Genomic DNA, 16,461 nt, shown 5'->3' on the forward strand with positions numbered 1-16,461 from the left:
CTCAATACTGTCCATCCCGACAGTTCTGCACAGTGATTCTGCATCCCTCCAGCGAAAGGAAAAACGTGAAGCCATTCCCTTCTTCATCCCTGCATGTGATCGTCATCGGCGCCGGTCTGGGCGGCCTGTGCCTGGCCCAAGGTCTGAAGCAAAACAGCATCTCGGTCGCCGTCTATGAAAAGGACGCGTCGCCGTTCAGCCGCACACAGGGCTATCGCATCCGTATCGACCACAACGGCCGCGATGCGCTGCAAGCCTGCCTGCCGCCAGAGCGGTACCGGCTGTTCAGCGCCACCTGCGCACAGGCGCCCGCCGGCGTCAACACCGTCAACGGACAATTGCAGCCGCTGGCGGGTAAATGGGTCAGCAGCTGGCGCAAGGGTGCGGCGGAAGGCGGCGCATCGGACAACCTGGCCGATCGCCAGACCATGCGTCAGGTGCTGTTGCAGGGCTTGCGGCGCGAGGTGCATTTCGGCACGCAATTCCTGCACTACGAAGAAACCGCCGATGGCCGCGTGACGGCGCATTTCGTCAATGGCGGCAGCGTCACGGGAGATGTGCTGGTCGCGGCTGACGGCGTCCATTCGGCAGTGGCGGCGCAACGCTTCCCTGCGATGCAACCGCAGGATACCGGTGACGTCTGCGTCTACGGCAAGACACCGCTGACCGCAGCTTTGCGCGCAACGCTGGCGCATCAGCTGCAAGCCGGCACCAGCGTGATTTTTGAAAAAGGATTGGCGGGCGTGATCGACGCCATGCGCTTTAGTAGCGATGCCTTCGACAGCGACCTGCAGCAACCGGACGACTATCTGTACTGGGCGCTGGTCGGCGCGCGTGAACGCTTCGGTCTGGAACAAGGCGCGGATGCGGCGCTGCGCCTGAGCGCGGCCGAGCTGACGCAAAAGATTGGCGCCGTCACGGCCGGCTGGTCGCCTGCACTGAAATTGGTGTATGAGTCCTGCAATCCGGCCATGCGCACGCTGGTGCCGATACGCACGGCGAACTTGCCGTGCCTGTGGAAGGCCTCGCGGGTGACGGCGCTGGGCGATGCGATCCATGCGATGAGCCCGGCCGGCGGCCTGGGCGCCAATAGCGCGCTGGCCGATGCCGCGCTGTTGACGCGCGCATTGGTCGAAGCACAGCGCGAGGCCGGTGGCGTTGAGAAGGTGGACACCATCACGCCTGCGGTTGACCTGTATGAAAGCCTGATGTGCGCACGCAGTTTTGCCGCGCTGGCATCATCGCAACAAGGCAACCGCGAATTGCTCGGCCGCGACGAAAACGCCGTGACCGACTGACGCAGCAAGCGCCCCAGGTCAGCCGCCGGATGCGCGCAATTGTGCGCGCGAGCCATAGCGATTGGCGTACACCCAGGTAAATTCCGCTCCCAGCAGGAAGATCTGCGCTGAATAATAGATCCACGCCAGCAGCAAGGCGAACGAACCGGCCGCACCGAAACCCGAGGTCATGCCCGCGCGCCCCAGGTACAGCCCGATCAGGTATTTGCCGATGATGAACAGGATGGTCGTGGCGACCGCGCCGGCGCGTACGTCGTGCCATGCCAGCCGCACGCTCGGCAGGTATTTGTAGATCACCGAAAACAATCCCGTAAAAACAGCGAATGAAATCGCGAAGTTCAGCACCTGCAGCAGGATTTCCCAGCCGATAAACCAGCTGCCCCACCATTTCCCCAGCGCCGCCAGTCCGGCGCTGGCCACCAGCGAAATGATCAGCATGAAGCCGAGGCCGAGGATCAGGCCGAATGACAATAAACGTTTGCGAATCAGCAGCCAGATGCCGCTGTCGCGGGGTGCCGCCGGGATGTGCCAGATGCGGTCGAGCGCGCTCTGCAACTCCGCGAACACGGCGGTGGCGCCAATGACCAATGTGACGATACCGAGGCCGGCGGCGATGATGCCGTCGCGCGGCTCACTCACCGACTTCAGCAAACCCTGCACCGCCATTGCGCCTTCCACCCCGACCACGCCCTGAATCTGCCCGACAATTTCGCCTTGCGCTGCGTCATGGCCGAAGATCATGCCAGCCACCGCAATCGCGATCACCAGCATCGGCGCCAGCGAAAAGATCGTGTAGTAGGCGATCGCCGCGCCCATGCTCGGCGCAAAATCGTCCAGCCACGCGGTCACGGCGCCTTTGCTGAGCTGCCAGGCCTGCTGCGCGCGGGTTTCGTCGGGCAATTTGCGGATGAAGGTGTGGGGCATGGTGTTTTTCCGTACAAATAAGTGGTCGGATCGCCCGGAAGCCGGTTTGATTCCCGAAAGATGCTGTTTTTCACGGTTTTTTGGAGTTTTTTCGACACCGGCGCGTCGTCATGCGGCAACGCAGCGATTGTTTGGATTCCTGAAATGTCGTATATTTCAGTAATTACTGAAAATTCAAAAACAATCCACGATGCCGCTCCGCCCCCTCCCCCAGGAATTTTCCATGGAACCCAACACCCTCAGCCCCCTGATGCAGCGCTTCATCCTCCATTTCGGCGAGATGGGCAGCCGTTGGGGCATCAACCGTACCGTCGGCCAGATCTATGCCCTGCTGTATGTGCAGGCGCGTCCGCTGAACGCCGATGAAATCGCCGATTACCTGAGTTTCTCGCGCTCCAACGTCAGCATGGGGCTCAAGGAGCTGCAATCGTGGCGGCTGGTCAAGCTGCTCCATCAGCCCGGCGACCGCCGTGAATATTTTGAACCGCCGAAGGATATTTGGGATATCTTCAAGGCCTTGCTGGAAGAGCGCCGCCGCCGCGAAATCGAACCAACGCTGTCGATGCTGCGGGACGCCTTGCTTGAAACACCAGCCAGCGTCGACGACAAACATGCACAAAAGCGCATGCGCGAAATGTACGACCTGATCGAGCTGTCCAGCTCCTGGTTCGACGACGTACAGCGGCTGTCGCCGGAAACCTTGTCTTCGCTCATGAAGATGGGCTCGAAGATCAAGAAGCTGCTGGACGTCAAGGACAAGTTCCGCTTCGGCGGAGAGAAGAATGACAAGAGCAACGACAAGGGCGACAAGAACGAAAAAAGCGAGAAGGCTGCCCTAGCCTCTCCCGACCAAGCCAAGGAGTGACCCATGTCCAGACCTTCATGGTTGCTGCGCACGCATAGCCTGTGGCGCCTGCCGCGCCTGACCAAATTGCCGCTTGGCGCTGAAATCGCCTTGATCCTGGTGGTCAAGATCGCGCTCCTGACGGTGCTGGCAAAAACCTTTTTCTCCGAACCGCAGGCCAAGAAGATGCGCATGCCCACCGCCCAGGTGGAACAGCATCTGCTGGCGCCGGCGTCGGAATCTGCATCTCCCGCATCAATTACAACCAACGCATCACCTTCCACCTCCGAGGTCCCTCATGCTTCCCATTGACGAAGTCGTCAGTCTGTCGCGCCTGCAGTTCGCCATCACGGCGCTGTACCACTTCCTGTTTGTTCCCCTGACGCTCGGCCTGTCCTGGATCCTGGTCATCATGGAATCCGTCTACGTCATGACCGGCAGTCCCATCTACAAGGACATGACGCGTTTCTGGGGCAAGCTGTTCGGCATCAACTTCGCCATGGGCGTGGCCACCGGCATCACGCTCGAGTTCCAGTTCGGCACCAACTGGTCGTATTACTCGCACTACGTCGGCGACATCTTCGGCACGCCGCTGGCGATCGAGGGCATGGCGGCGTTCTTCCTCGAGTCGACCTTCGTCGGCCTGTTCTTCTTCGGCTGGGATCGCCTGTCGCGCGTCAAGCATCTGATGGTGACCTTCCTGGTCGCACTGGGATCGAGCCTGTCGGCGCTGTGGATCCTGATCGCCAACGGCTGGATGAACAACCCGGTCGGCGCGGAATTCAATTTTGAGACCATGCGCATGGAACTGGTCAGCATGACCGACGTGATCTTCAATCCGGTGGCGCAGGTGAAGTTTGTGCACACCGTCGCAGCCGGTTACGTCACGGCGTCGATGTTCGTGCTGGGCGTGTCCGCCTACTATCTGCTCAAGGGCCGCGACACCGCGTTCGCCTTGCGTTCGTTCGCGGTTGCCGCCGGCTTCGGCCTGGCGTCGACCTTGTCGGTGATCGTGCTCGGCGACGAATCCGGCTACACCGCCGGCGAAGTCAACAAGGTCAAGCTGGCAGCCATCGAAGCCGAATGGGAAACCCATCCGGCGCCGGCCGGCATCACCATCTTCGGCCTGCCCGACAACAAGGGCGAGCGTACCGATTACGCCTTCAAGGTGCCTTACGTGCTGGGCCTGATCGCCACGCGTTCGGTCGACACGCCGGTGATCGGCATCAAGGACCTCAAGAAGGAACACGAAGTGCGCATCCGCAACGGCATGCTGGCCTACGCCGCGCTGACGCGACTGAAATCCGGCGACAAATCGCCCGCGGCGCGCGCCGAGTTCGACAAGCTCAAGCATGACCTGGGCTACGGCCTGCTGCTCAAGAAGTACACCCCGAACGTGATCGACGCCACGCCGCAGCAGATCGCCAAGGCGGTCGACGACACCATCCCGAACGTGGCGCCGCTGTTCTGGTCGTTCCGCGGCATGGTGGCGCTGGGCATGCTGTTCCTGTTCATCTTCTCGGCCTCGTTCTACTTCCTGGTGCGCAAGCAACTGGCGCCGCAACGCTGGCTGCTGCGCCTGGCGGTGTTCAGCATCCCGCTGCCATGGATCGCCGCCGAGCTGGGCTGGATCGTGGCCGAATACGGCCGCCAGCCGTGGACCATCGCCGGCATCCTGCCGACGCATCTGTCGGCCTCGACCCTGCAAGCGTCGAGCCTGTACTTCAGCCTGGCCGGATTCATCCTGTTCTACACCTTCCTGCTGGTGGTGGAAATGATCCTCATGGTCAAGTACGCCAAGCGCGGGCCGAGTAGCCTGCACACCGGCAATTACCACTGGGAGTTGCTGGAGAAGCAAAAGAAACCAGCCGTTGCAGTGAAGCCGCCGCAGCCGCGTCCGCCGCTATCGAAGCCGACCCGCTGACACTGATGCAGATGCTTACGCAACTCACCACCATATTCACGCAGAAGTACACAAGGAAATCCTCATGATCTTCGACTACGAAACCTTAAAAATCATCTGGTGGGCCTTCGTCGGCGTGCTCATCATCGGCTTCGCGCTGACCGACGGCTTCGACTTCGGCGTGGGCATGATGCTGCCCTTCGTCGGCAAGACCGATGCCGAACGCCGCGTGCTGATCAACTCCATCGGCCCCACCTGGGAAGGCAACCAGACCTGGTTCATCACCGCCGGCGGCGCCACCTTCGCGGCCTGGCCGCTGGTCTATGCGACCGCCTTCTCCGGCTTTTACATCGCACTGATGGTGCTGCTGTTCTCGCTGTTCTTCCGCCCGGTCGGCTTCGACTATCGCAGCAAGGTGGCCGATCCGCGCTGGCGCAACGCCTGGGACTGGGGCCTGTTCGTCGGCGGCGTCGTGCCGCCGCTGATCTGCGGCGTGGCCTTTGGCAACCTGCTGCTGGGCGTGCCGTTCCACTACGACGACACCATGCGGGTGGAATACACCGGCAGCTTCTTCGAACTGCTCAATCCCTTCGGCCTGCTGGCCGGCGTGCTGAGCGTGGCGATGCTGCTGACCCACGGCGCCACCTTCATCATGGTGAAGACCGAAGCGGCGATTGCAGTGCGCGCGCGCAAGATTGCACTGTGGGGCGCACTCGCCACCCTCGCCTTGTTCGTCGCGGCCGGCTTCTGGGTCGCGTACGGCGTCGACGGCTACAGCATCACCGACATGCCGAGCGCCAACAGCGCTTTCATGCCGCTGGCGAAGACGGTTGAAATCGTCTCCGGCGCATGGATGGAAAACTACACGCGCTGGCCCGCCACCAAGGCGATCCCGATCGCCGCCATCGCCGGATTGCTGCTGGTGCTGATCTTCGGCGCGTGGCGCAAGGCGCGGCTGGCTTTCATCAGCAGCGGCATTGCGGTGACCGGCATCATCCTGACCGCAGCCACCGCCATGTTTCCGTTCATCATGCCGTCGTCGCTGGACCCGCGCAGCAGCCTGACGGTCTGGGATGCGGTGTCAAGTCACAAGACGCTGGGGATCATGTTCTGGCTGGTGCTGTTCTTCCTGCCGCTGATCATGCTCTACACGGCCTGGGTGTATCGCGTCATGCGCGGCAAGGTGACGCTCAAGCACATCGCCGACAACGAACACACCGCCTACTAACCAATTACATCGTCGAGAAGGAGAACATCATGTGGTATTTTGCCTGGATACTCGGAGTCGGCCTGGCGCTGGCCTTCGGCATCATCAACGTCATGTGGCTGGAGGCGAACTACGCCTTCGGCCGCCGCAAGGAAGACGAAACCCGCGAACGCTTTGTCGCCGCCAGCGCCCAGGCCGAGCTGGCAAAAAAACGTCCGCTCAAACCGTGAGGCCGCGATGAAAACACCTTCCGCCCACCTCGTCGATACCGACGCCGCCCTGCTGCAGGCGCTGCCCGGCGCCGGTTTTGCCGATGCATTCCGCATTGCCCTCAGCGATGAACAAGCACGCCAGTCGGCTGCCCAACTGGCTGAACAGATGTTCCGTCGCGCGCCGTCCTGGGTCACGCTACTGGTGTCGATCCGCAATCGCGCGGTGGCAGTGTTCGGCCTGCGCGCAGCCGACATGCAGGTCGGCGACGACAGGCACAGTGGCGTGGCGGGTTTTCCGATCATTGCGCAGAACGACGACCTGGTGCAGCTCGGCTTCGACGACAAGCATCTGGATTTCCGTGTCTGGGTCCGGCGCGATGCCGCCACACCGACGTCACCGGCCCAGCTGACGCTGACCACGGCAGTACGCACCAATCAGTTGCTCGGCCGCGCCTATCTCGGTGTGATCATGCCGTTTCACCGGTGCATCGTGCCGGCGATGCTGAACAACTTGCGTAGCTGAACTCTACTTGTTCCGTAAAAACAAAAAGCCCCGCCGTTTGACCGGCGGGGCTTTTTTCATCGATGATCGCGATGTGTGAAATTGATACCAGTATTAAACCAGTGTCAGTGTCACGTTGATGTTGCCGCGTGTGGCGTTCGAGTATGGGCAGACTTGATGCGCCTTGTCGATCACCGATTGTGCAACTGCGCGATCCAGGCCCGGCAGGGAAATGTTCAGTGCCACTTCGATGCCGAAGCCGCCTGGAATGGTGCCGATGCCGACGGTGCCGGTGATGCTGGTGTCAGCAGGAATGGCGATCTTTTCCTGGCCGCCGACGAACTTGATCGCGCCCAGGAAGCAAGCCGAGTAACCGGCTGCGAACAGTTGTTCAGGATTGGTACCGTTGCCGCCTGCGCCGCCCAGTTCTTTTGGTGTGGTCAGCTTGACGTCCAGGATGCCGTCGGACGACTTGGCCGAGCCTTCACGGCCGCCGGTTGCAGTTGCAGTCGCTTGGTAGAGTGCTTTTTCGATTTTCATTTTGTTTCCTTTCGAGTGGTTCAGAAGAAGATGCGGGGAGGCATCGATTATTGGTAATTCAGGGTTGAAACCAGGGTAAAAAATTCATTTAAATCCCAAACGCCGCAAACTGCAAGGAATTTAAATTTTAAACAATAAAATTGCTAACAATATAAATAATAAGCGAGTAAAACGAAATACGACTGCTCCTGCAGATACCAGAAGCACACAACGGCATCAAGAACCCTCGGCGTCGTCCAGCAAGCCCTTGCGCAGATCTTTCAATTGCTCGCGCAGGTTGGCGACTTGCTCCAGTGGCGGCAAGGCGCACATCAGCCGCTCCGGCACCGCCATCGCCCGCTTGCGCAGGGCACGTCCATCCTGGCTGAGCCGGACCACGACGCGACGCTCATCTTCAGTGTCGCGGGCGCGGTGCAGCAAACCCATCGCTTCCATGCGCTTCAACAACGGCGTCAGCGTACCCGAATCGAGGAACAGCTTGCCGCCCAGGTCGGACACGGTGACTTCGTCCTTTTCCCACAAGACCAGCATGACCAGGTATTGCGGATAAGTGATGTCGAGATCCTTCAGCAACTTCTTGTAGACCTTGGTCATCGCCAGTGACGCCGAATACATGGCGAAGCACAATTGATTTTCAAGCATCAGGGCCTGATCAATCGCTGCTGCGTTCTTCGATGTGTTTGCGTTTGCCATGGAGTGAATAATACATAGCCAAAAATTAAATTGCAAGCAATTTAAATAGAAATCTGCATTGATTTAAAAATACAACAAACTTGCAGATACTTGCCGATGCGCAAGACCCCCTCCCTGCCGGCCGCCAACAGAAAAGGATCACCGCTCGAAGCGCTGCTCCACCATCTCCTTGCCCCACTGCGCTCCCGGCCATTCTTCCTTGAGCCGGAATCCGCAGCTCTCATACAGACGGCGCGCCGCATCCAATCCCTGGAAAGTCCACAACTGCACCGACGCAAATCCCTGTGCATCGCAAAACGCCATCGCCGCCGCCATCAGACGGCGCCCCACGCCTGCTCCGCGCAGACCGTCATCGACGATGAACCAACGCAAATGCGCCTTGTTGTCGCCCAGATCCTGGCCGTCGATGGCCACCGAGCCGACGATGCGCTGACCTTGCACCGCCAGCCACAAACCATTGCGCGAATGATCCAGACGCGGTACGAATTCTGCCAGTCCCGCCGCCACCTTGCTCTCGAAAAAGCAGCCGAAGCCAACGCTGCGCGCGTAAAACATCGCATGCATCTGAACGATACGGCCGATCACACCAGCCTGATAACCGGCGACGATGCGAATCTCGTCGGCGTGCACGATTGCCTCGCCTGACCGGCGCGCCTCCAGCGCCAGCGCATAGACACTCAGCCCTTGCGCTACGGCGTCTTGCTGATCCGCACTCAATTGTTCGAGCGCCCCGAGGACCTGCTTGCGGCCGAACGCCTGGACGGCAGTCAGCGTACGGCGGCCTTGCTGCGTCAACGCCAGCCATTTGACGCGGCCATCGACGTCGCTGGCCCGCTCCTGCAATTCCCCTGCCTCGACCAGCTTGCGCACCATACGACTGACGCTGGACTTTTCAAGACCGAGGAATTCGGCAAGCTGTGCTGCGCTCATCGACTTGCGCGCGCCGATCTCGATAATGGCGTGCACGGCAGACGGCGGATAGTCGGTCGCCGCCAGCGTGGATTGCATGAAGCCCAATTCGCGCACCATCCGGCGCGAAGCGGTACGGATGCCGTCGACAAAAGAAAGGTCCGGCGGAGAGCCTGGTTTTTGCATATTTTTCATCCTTCGTTTTTATATAGTTGTATTATACAACTATAAATCACGGGAAGATTATTGTGATTCAAATGCGCCCCTCAGGAGAAATGCCATGGAAACGATGCCGCAAAAGGAATGCAGCGCCCGTCCGTACGACATGACCGGACAAGTTACCCTGGTGACCGGAGGCGGTAGCGGCATCGGTCGTGCCGCTGCGATTCGCATGGCGCGTGCGGGCGCCAGCGCCGTGGTGATTGCAGGCCGGCGTCAGCCGGAGGGAGAAGCCGTGGCCGCCGAATGCCGCGCCGCCGGTGCACAAAGCCTCTATGTGCAAACCGATGTGACGCAGGAAGGCGACCTTCAACGACTGATCGACACCGTACTGACGCAATTCGGACGCCTGGACGCAGCCTTCAACAATGCCGGGCGACAGGAACGACGGGCATCCCTGCACGCGCAGGAATCCGCTGTCTACGACGCCATCTTCGACGCCAACGTGCGTGCCGTGTTCTTGTGCCTGAAATACCAATTGCCGCCGATGGCGGCTCGCGGCAACGGCAGCATCGTCATCAATACCTCCGTCAGCGGCGTACGCAATCCCAATCCGGGGCTTGCCCTCTACTCCGCCTCCAAGGCGGCCGCCATCTCGCTGATGCGGTCGGCGGCCATGGAATATGCGCCCCACGGCGTCCGCATCAACGCGATCGCTCCCGGCAGGGTGGTCACCGACATGATGCTTTCATCAGGCATTGCCGACATGTCCGCAGTGGCCGCAGGCTTGCCGCTCAGACGCATGGGGCAACCGGAGGAAGTCGCCGAAGCCGTGTTATGGCTGCTGTCCGGCGCAGCATCGTACGTCGTCGGACACGTGCTGGCAGCAGATGGCGGATTCCTCGCTTCGTGAGCCCATCCTGTATCATGCGGACCAGCTTGACTGCGGTCTCAATGGTCGCACTCATGCCGCTTATTTCTTGCCCTCCGACATCCCGCACACTCCGGAAATGCTTTCAACAACATCCTCGCAGGCGCCGCACGCCATCTCCCTCGCCCTGTTCTGCAAGGTGGTCGACAACTATGGCGATATCGGTATCTGCTGGCGGCTGGCGCGGCAATTGCAAAAGGAACACGGGGTTGTCGTCACCTTATGGGTCGACGATCTGAAGAGTTTTCAGCGGATCTGCCCGGAGGTCGCGACCGCTTGTGAGACGCAGGAAATTCAAGGCGTCGTCGTCCGGCATTGGCGCGATCAGGACGGCGTATTCGGCGTCGCTGACATACCGGACATCGTGATCGAGTTTTTTGCCTGCAACATCCCGCCCGGTTATATCAAGGCCATGTCGGAATGCGCGCCACGTCCGGTCTGGCTGAACCTGGAAGGCCTGACGGCGGAAACCTGGGTGGAAGGCTGCCACACGCTGCCTTCGCCGCATCCGCAACTGCCGTTGACGAAGTACTTCTTCTTTCCCGGATTCAACCAACGCACCGGCGGCCTGCAGATCGAATCCGGCCTGACTGAACGACGCGACGCTTTTCTTGCCGATCCGCGCGCCGCCGCCGGCTTCCTTGCGCAATTCGGCGTAACCGAGGCCGAGACGGCTGCGCTCAAGGTCTCGCTGTTCTGCTATCCGCAGGCGCCGATCACGGACCTGTTCGCCGCCTGGGGCGACGGCGACCACGCCGTCACCTGCCTCGTCCCGGAAGGCGTCGCGACCGACGCCGTGCAAGCCTTCCTTGGCCGGACACCGGTTGCCGGCGCCCATGCCACGCAGGGCGCGCTGACGGTGCGCGTGCTGCCGTTCGTGCCGCAACCTGATTACGACAAGCTGTTGTGGGCCTGCGACCTCAACTTCGTACGTGGAGAGGACTCCTTCGTGCGTGCGCAGCTGGCCGGCAAGCCTTTTGTCTGGCACATCTACCCGCAGGATGAAAACTTGCACCACATCAAGTTGAAGGCTTTCCTCGCCATCTACAAAGCAGCCACACCGGCGATGCAAGCCATGATGCTGACCTGGAACGGCGCCTTCACGGAACAGACCGACATGGCGACGCGCTGGCCGCTGCTTGCTGCCGAATTGCCACAGCTTGCCGATCTGTCCATGGAATGGCGGCAACAGCTGTTGGCAAATGGCGATTTGACGTCAAATTTGCTGAAGTTTGCGGCGTCGGTGCGCAAGTAACCACGAGTAACAGCAAAATCGGCCCGGAAATGGGTTAAAATATAGGGCTAATTTTTAGGCATCATCGATTCAACATCAATTCAATCGTACGTGGGCTTGCGGTGTGGTTCTGCCAGTAGGCTACAGAAGATTTTTACGCAACCTACTTTTTACGTATATTCGCTATGAAATTTGCAAAAGAAATTCGCGTCGGCAACATCATTATGGTCGACAGCAAGCCAATGATCGTCCTGCGCTCCGACGTTAACGGCTCGAGCCGCACCGGGTTCACTTACAAGTGGAAGATGAAGAACCTGCTGACCAACAGCCCACAGGAAAACGTTTTCCGCGGCGACGACAAGTTCGACGTGGTCGTGCTGGACAAGAAGGCAGTGACTTACTCCTACTTCGCCGATCCGCTGTACGTGTTCATGGACTCCGAATACAACCAGTTCGAAATCGAAGGCGAAAACCTGGGCGACGCACTGGGCTACCTGAAGGACGGCATGGAATGCGAAGCGGTCTTCTATGACGGCAAGGCAATCTCGGTCGAACTGCCAACCACCATCGTGCGCCAGGTCGTGTACTCGGAACCAGCCGTCAAGGGCAATACTTCGGGCAACGTCCTGAAGGAAGCCAAGATCGAAAACGCGATCGAAGGCAATCAGATCGTCGTGATGGTCCCGCTGTTCGTCAGCCAGGACGACCAGATCGAAATCGACACACGCACCAACGAATACAAGAAAGTTGTGCGTAACTGATTTCAGCTGTTCCGCAGTACAAGTAAAAAAGCCGCGTTCTTCGCGGCTTTTTTCATCCTCGGTCAGTCGTTGCTCCCTCCCCCCTTTTTCCAAAAAACCTCATTGTCCTTTCAATATAGTTGCATTGCGAACTAATTTGCAGTATTGTGAATCCATGTTTGATCACTGCCTCTATTTCAATACCGCAGCATTGTCCCGCCGCTTGGAGCGCGAGTGGGCGGAAGCCTTTGCGCCGTTCGGCCTGACCGCGCCGCAGGGTTTCATGCTCAGGGCCATCATCGACAGGCCGGGAATGCTGCAAAGTGAATTGGCGGCGGAGCTTGCCATCGCCCGTTCCACCACCACACGTGCGCTCGATACGCTGGAGCAAAAAGGTTTGCTTGAGCGTCGCAGGACCGACGGCGACGGCAGGGAAATCTCGGTGTATCCGACGCCCGCCGGGGTTGAAATCAAGGTGGCGCTGAATGCATCGGCGGGCGGCGCAGCGGAGAAGATCCGCAAGATCCTGGGCAAGCAGGAATTTGCCGATGCCGTCCTGAAAATCAGGGACGTACGTTCAGCCCTGGAGTGATTGTTTTCGTGCGCGTGTTTGCGCTTATTTTTACCCCATATAGTTGCATTGCTAATTATATTGATGAAGGCGTTTTTTCGCTTTTCACCAATGATCCCGCCTGACACGCTCAGGTCCGACTTATCGGAATTCCATCCAACCTCAAGGAGAACACCATGTTTGCAATGCAATACGGATTTGATGTCCCAGATGCAGAACCAGTCAGAGCGCGCGTCAGAGAAATTGGCAGCCGCTTCGACCAATTGCCGGGGCTGTACTCCAAGGCCTTTCTGGTCGCCGATGCCATCGACGGCAGCCCGGCGCGCTATACCCCGTTCTATCTCTGGGATCAGCTCGACGGCATGAGCGACTTCCTGCTGTCGGATGCATTTCGCGCGGTAGTCGCCAAATACGGTCGCCCGATTGTGCAGCGCTGGAACAAGGTCGCCTTTTTAAAAGGAGCGGCGGTCGCACAAACGCCGACGTTCGCGACTCAGCAATTCATCGACATTCCTGCCGACGTCGACCTGGCGCAGCTTTGCGAACTGCACGCTACCGACGCAGAAGCGATGATCTGCGAACACGACCTGCATTCGGTTTTCGTCGGGCTGGATACCAATAACTGGAAGCTGATGAGGATAGCGCTGTGGCAGGCACGGCCGGTTCAATCCCCGTCGCACGGCAGCAAAATCCTTGAAGTAGCCCACCTTTCCGCGCCCGCGCTGAAGAAGGAACTCGGGGTCTGATTCAATGCGCGGGAAATCGCCGGCGGCGCCTTGGGCACAGCGGAAACAAGTCTTGCCGGGGCCGGCTGCGCTCTATTTAAGCCCCTTCGTCTGCGCCAGACGCCGCGCGGCCTTGCCGCCTTCGCTGGCCCAGAACGCGGTATCCGCAGCCTGGATGCGCTGCGCCGAATTCTCCATGTGACGCAAGGCCGCCGCGCGCGCTGCATCGGCGTCGCCGTCGTCAATCGCCTGCGCAATCACGGCGTGCTCATTGCGCACCTGCTGGCTGAAATCCTCGCGACGCGCCTCATTGATCCGCGCCACACGAATCGCCGCCTGCAGGAACTGGCTCAGGAACTGCAGCAGCGAGGTGTACAGCGGATTGTGCGCGGCCTCGGAAATCGCTGCGTGGAAAGCAAAGTCTTCCGGCACCCCGTCGCGGCCTTCCAGCACCGCCTTGTCGATATCCTTCAGCGCCTGCCGGATGCGCTGATTCTCCGCCTTGGTGCGGCGCTGCGCCGCCAGTGCCGCCATCTCGCCCTCGACGCCGCGGCGCAACTCGATCACGCGCAGCACCGCCTGGATCGAATCCTGCACATCGATGTCGAGCCGGAACGGCGTCGCATTGTTCGGCGCGAGGACGACAGTGCCGCTGCCCCGGCGCGAACCGACCAGGCCTTCCGATTTGAGACGAGAAATGGCTTCCCGAATCACGGTGCGGCTGACCTGGAAGCGTTCAGTCAATTCATTCTCGGAAGGCATGCGTGCGCCGGGCGCGAAATCACCCTGACGGATCTGTTCGTACAATGCGCCTGTCACGCGATCGGCCAGTGTGCCCTTGGCGGAATCGAGCGGTCCTGGCGAAGCGATGCGCGAAGCCATCTTCGAAAGCTGAGTATTTTTCATGTTGATTGACATGATACCGCTTTCTTTTTACACTGGCTGCAAAGTTGTATGACAACTTTCGGAATTCATTCCCTGCACATCGTAAAAATCGAGGAGATAAAATGCATATCGTTATCACCGGCGGCGCCGGCTTTCTGGGCAGCCGCTTGGCGCGTCAATTGCTCAAGCGCGGTCAGCTGACCGGCAGCGACGGCAAGCAGCAGACCATCAGCCGCATCACCCTGCTTGACGTCGTGGCCGCGCAAGGCTTCGACGACGCGCGCATTGACGCAGTGGTTGGCGACATCGCCGATGCCGCCGTCATCGAACGCGCGATCACCAAGGACACGCAATCGATCTTCCATCTGGCGGCCATCGTCAGCGGCCAGGCCGAAGCTGATTTCGAACTCGGCATGAAGATCAATTTCGACGCCACCCGCCTCATCCTGGAACGCGCCCGCGCGCTGGGCACCAAGCCGCGCGTGGTGTTCACCAGCTCGGTGGCGGTGTTCGGCGGCGACCTGCCGGCGCAAGTGCCGGACAACGCATTGCTGATGCCGCAGAGTTCCTACGGCGCGCAAAAGGTGATGGGTGAATTGCTGGTCAACGACTACAGCCGCAAGGGTTTCATCGACGGCCGCGCGCTGCGCATGCCGACCATTTCAGTGCGTCCGGGCGCCCCCAACAAGGCCGCGTCGAGCTTCGCCAGCGGCATCATCCGTGAACCGCTCAACGGCCAGCCATCGGTCTGCCCGGTCGCGCCCGACACGCGCATGTGGCTGATGTCGCCGCGCAAAGCCATCGACAACCTGATCCACGGCCATGAAATCAACGGCGCCGACCTTGGCCTGGCGCGCTTCCTCAGCATCGACGGCCTGTCGGTGTCCGTGCGTCAGATGGTCGATGCGTTGGAACAGGTTGCCGGTGCCGACGTCGTCAAGCTGATCGAATGGAAGGAAGACGACGCCATCAAGCGCATCGTCAACTCCTGGCCGGGCAGCTTTGAGGCCAAGCGCGCCAAGGCGCTGGGTTTCACGGCGGACAGCGATTTCGCCGGCATCGTGAAGGCGCATATCGAGGATGAAGTGAAGAAATAAGTTCTTCCGCTCATTTCGTAAAAAAACGGCGCCTGCAATGGCGCCGTTTTTTTTGATACATCATCTGCCACCCCATAAAAAAAGCGCGGACAAATCCGCGCTGAATGGGAGACTGCCGGCCGCGTCGTTCCCCGCCACGGCCTTCAGTACAACAGCAACAACTTCCTGTTACTTTGCTTTCGCCAGCATGTTGAACACGCTGGAAAAATCCAGTCCGCCGGACCCCGACTTGCTGTGGATGTCGTACAGATTGCGCGCCAGCGCACCCATCGGCACGCTGCTGCCGGTGGCCAATGCATTCTCCACCGCCAAACCCAGATCCTTGAGCATCAGATCGACGCCGAACCCACCGGCGTAGCCCTTCGATGCCGGCGCATTTTCCATCACGCCGGGGCAGGGATTGTAGACTTCCAGCGTCCAGTTGCGGCCCGAGCTCTTGGACATCACTTCCGACAGGACCTTGGGGTCCATGCCATTGGCGATGCCGAGGCGGATCGCTTCGGAGGTGCCGATCATCAGGATGCCCAGCAACATGTTGTTGCACACCTTGACGGTCTGGCCGCTGCCGCTGGCGCCGGCGTGGTAGATCGCCTTGCCCATCTTTTCGAGATAAGGTTTGGCGAGACCGAAGCCGTCGTCGGTGCCGCCGACCATGAAGGTCAGCGTGCCGGCGGTGGCGCCGCCGGTGCCGCCGGAGACCGGCGCATCCAGCATGGTGTAGCCTTTTTCCAGCGCAGCGGCGGCGACCTTGCGGGCGCTTTCCGGCGCGATGGTCGAACAGTCAATCAGCAAGGTGCCGGGCTTGATGTGGGCCAGGATGCCCTTGTCGCCGAGGTAAATCGATTCGACGTGCTTGCTGGCCGGCAGCATGGTGATGACGACCTTGGCTTTGGTTACTGCAGCCATGGCGTCGGCTTCAGTGACGCCGCCGCGCTCGACCAGCTTGTCGACGCTGGCCTTGACCAGGTCATGCCCGCTGACCGAATAACCCGCCTTGACCAGGTTCTGCGCCATGGGCAAGCCCATGTTGCCCAGGCCAATGAAAACGATATCGGCGCTCATGTTGTTCTCCTCTTCCTCTTCGTCT

At 60.1% G+C, this 16,461-nt stretch carries 19 protein-coding genes; 13 read left to right on the forward strand and 6 right to left on the reverse strand.

What is annotated here, in order from left to right:
* Positions 1 to 65 precede the first annotated feature (65 nt).
* Positions 66 to 1,298, forward strand: coding sequence for an FAD-dependent oxidoreductase (locus ACIROW_RS05160; protein WP_402272670.1), 1,233 nt, complete (start codon positions 66 to 68; stop codon positions 1,296 to 1,298).
* A gap of 18 nt (positions 1,299 to 1,316) precedes the next feature.
* Here ACIROW_RS05160 and ACIROW_RS05165 read toward each other — a convergent pair whose 3' ends face one another.
* Entirely contained in the window at positions 1,317 to 2,222 is a 906-nt protein-coding gene (locus ACIROW_RS05165; protein ID WP_402272672.1) for a YihY/virulence factor BrkB family protein, read from the reverse strand.
* Between the two features lie 223 nt (positions 2,223 to 2,445).
* On the opposite strand from ACIROW_RS05165, the gene ACIROW_RS05170 reads away from it, so the two are divergent.
* The 6 genes from ACIROW_RS05170 (at position 2,446) to ACIROW_RS05195 (ending at position 6,911) form a co-directional block, all read left to right on the forward strand.
* Positions 2,446 to 3,087 (forward strand): GbsR/MarR family transcriptional regulator, encoded by a 642-nt coding sequence (locus tag ACIROW_RS05170; RefSeq protein WP_402272674.1) that lies wholly within the window; start codon positions 2,446 to 2,448, stop codon positions 3,085 to 3,087.
* 3 nt (positions 3,088 to 3,090) lie between these two features.
* The gene (cydP, locus tag ACIROW_RS05175) at positions 3,091 to 3,378 is read left to right on the forward strand and encodes a cytochrome oxidase putative small subunit CydP (RefSeq protein ID WP_402272677.1); all 288 of its coding nucleotides are present in this window, start codon (positions 3,091 to 3,093) and stop codon (positions 3,376 to 3,378) included.
* Positions 3,365 to 4,990: a cytochrome ubiquinol oxidase subunit I gene (locus ACIROW_RS05180; protein ID WP_402272679.1), complete on the forward strand. Its 1,626-nt coding sequence runs from the start codon at positions 3,365 to 3,367 to the stop codon at positions 4,988 to 4,990. The genes cydP and ACIROW_RS05180 overlap by 14 nt, the downstream gene beginning before the upstream one ends.
* 64 nt (positions 4,991 to 5,054) lie before the next feature.
* Positions 5,055 to 6,197: a cytochrome d ubiquinol oxidase subunit II gene (gene cydB / locus ACIROW_RS05185; RefSeq protein WP_402272681.1), complete on the forward strand. Its 1,143-nt coding sequence runs from the start codon at positions 5,055 to 5,057 to the stop codon at positions 6,195 to 6,197.
* A gap of 29 nt (positions 6,198 to 6,226) precedes the next feature.
* The gene (gene cydX, locus ACIROW_RS05190) at positions 6,227 to 6,406 is read left to right on the forward strand and encodes a cytochrome bd-I oxidase subunit CydX (protein WP_402272683.1); all 180 of its coding nucleotides are present in this window, start codon (positions 6,227 to 6,229) and stop codon (positions 6,404 to 6,406) included.
* Between the two features lie 7 nt (positions 6,407 to 6,413).
* Positions 6,414 to 6,911, forward strand: coding sequence for a DUF2867 domain-containing protein (locus tag ACIROW_RS05195; RefSeq protein ID WP_402272686.1), 498 nt, complete (start codon positions 6,414 to 6,416; stop codon positions 6,909 to 6,911).
* A 93-nt stretch (positions 6,912 to 7,004) separates the two neighbouring features.
* Here the strand turns inward: ACIROW_RS05195 and ACIROW_RS05200 are convergent, their stop codons facing one another.
* From ACIROW_RS05200 to ACIROW_RS05210, 3 genes are all read right to left on the reverse strand, one after another.
* Positions 7,005 to 7,430 carry an organic hydroperoxide resistance protein gene (locus ACIROW_RS05200; RefSeq protein ID WP_402272688.1) on the reverse strand — a complete coding sequence of 142 codons (426 nt, stop codon included), beginning with the start codon at positions 7,428 to 7,430 and terminating at the stop codon, positions 7,005 to 7,007.
* A 216-nt stretch (positions 7,431 to 7,646) separates the two neighbouring features.
* Positions 7,647 to 8,123 carry a MarR family winged helix-turn-helix transcriptional regulator gene (locus ACIROW_RS05205; protein WP_402272690.1) on the reverse strand — a complete coding sequence of 159 codons (477 nt, stop codon included), beginning with the start codon at positions 8,121 to 8,123 and terminating at the stop codon, positions 7,647 to 7,649.
* A 138-nt stretch (positions 8,124 to 8,261) separates the two neighbouring features.
* A complete protein-coding gene (locus ACIROW_RS05210; protein WP_402272692.1) occupies positions 8,262 to 9,218 on the reverse strand; it encodes a GNAT family N-acetyltransferase in 957 nt (318 codons plus the stop codon).
* 94 nt (positions 9,219 to 9,312) lie between these two features.
* Here ACIROW_RS05210 and ACIROW_RS05215 point away from each other — a divergent pair, with 94 nt between their 5' ends.
* From ACIROW_RS05215 to ACIROW_RS05235, 5 genes are all read left to right on the forward strand, one after another.
* Positions 9,313 to 10,104, forward strand: coding sequence for an SDR family NAD(P)-dependent oxidoreductase (locus ACIROW_RS05215; RefSeq protein ID WP_402272695.1), 792 nt, complete (start codon positions 9,313 to 9,315; stop codon positions 10,102 to 10,104).
* A 97-nt stretch (positions 10,105 to 10,201) separates the two neighbouring features.
* Positions 10,202 to 11,377, forward strand: coding sequence for an elongation factor P maturation arginine rhamnosyltransferase EarP (gene earP, locus ACIROW_RS05220; RefSeq protein WP_402272698.1), 1,176 nt, complete (start codon positions 10,202 to 10,204; stop codon positions 11,375 to 11,377).
* A 164-nt stretch (positions 11,378 to 11,541) separates the two neighbouring features.
* Entirely contained in the window at positions 11,542 to 12,117 is a 576-nt protein-coding gene (locus tag ACIROW_RS05225; RefSeq protein ID WP_402272700.1) for an elongation factor P, read from the forward strand.
* Between the two features lie 154 nt (positions 12,118 to 12,271).
* Positions 12,272 to 12,688 carry a MarR family winged helix-turn-helix transcriptional regulator gene (locus ACIROW_RS05230; RefSeq protein WP_402272702.1) on the forward strand — a complete coding sequence of 139 codons (417 nt, stop codon included), beginning with the start codon at positions 12,272 to 12,274 and terminating at the stop codon, positions 12,686 to 12,688.
* A 155-nt stretch (positions 12,689 to 12,843) separates the two neighbouring features.
* Positions 12,844 to 13,413 carry a DUF4865 family protein gene (locus tag ACIROW_RS05235; protein WP_402272704.1) on the forward strand — a complete coding sequence of 190 codons (570 nt, stop codon included), beginning with the start codon at positions 12,844 to 12,846 and terminating at the stop codon, positions 13,411 to 13,413.
* A 72-nt stretch (positions 13,414 to 13,485) separates the two neighbouring features.
* Here the strand turns inward: ACIROW_RS05235 and ACIROW_RS05240 are convergent, their stop codons facing one another.
* Positions 13,486 to 14,274 (reverse strand): FadR/GntR family transcriptional regulator, encoded by a 789-nt coding sequence (locus ACIROW_RS05240; RefSeq protein ID WP_402273810.1) that lies wholly within the window; start codon positions 14,272 to 14,274, stop codon positions 13,486 to 13,488.
* A gap of 125 nt (positions 14,275 to 14,399) precedes the next feature.
* Here ACIROW_RS05240 and denD point away from each other — a divergent pair, with 125 nt between their 5' ends.
* The gene (denD, locus tag ACIROW_RS05245) at positions 14,400 to 15,374 is read left to right on the forward strand and encodes a D-erythronate dehydrogenase (RefSeq protein WP_402272706.1); all 975 of its coding nucleotides are present in this window, start codon (positions 14,400 to 14,402) and stop codon (positions 15,372 to 15,374) included.
* Between the two features lie 168 nt (positions 15,375 to 15,542).
* Here the strand turns inward: denD and mmsB are convergent, their stop codons facing one another.
* Positions 15,543 to 16,436 (reverse strand): 3-hydroxyisobutyrate dehydrogenase, encoded by an 894-nt coding sequence (mmsB, locus tag ACIROW_RS05250; protein ID WP_402272708.1) that lies wholly within the window; start codon positions 16,434 to 16,436, stop codon positions 15,543 to 15,545.
* Between the last annotated feature and the right edge of the window lie 25 nt (positions 16,437 to 16,461).

The organism is Herbaspirillum sp. NPDC101397, assembly GCF_044767325.1.
In the GTDB taxonomy this organism is placed as follows: Bacteria; Pseudomonadota; Gammaproteobacteria; order Burkholderiales; family Burkholderiaceae_D; genus Herbaspirillum.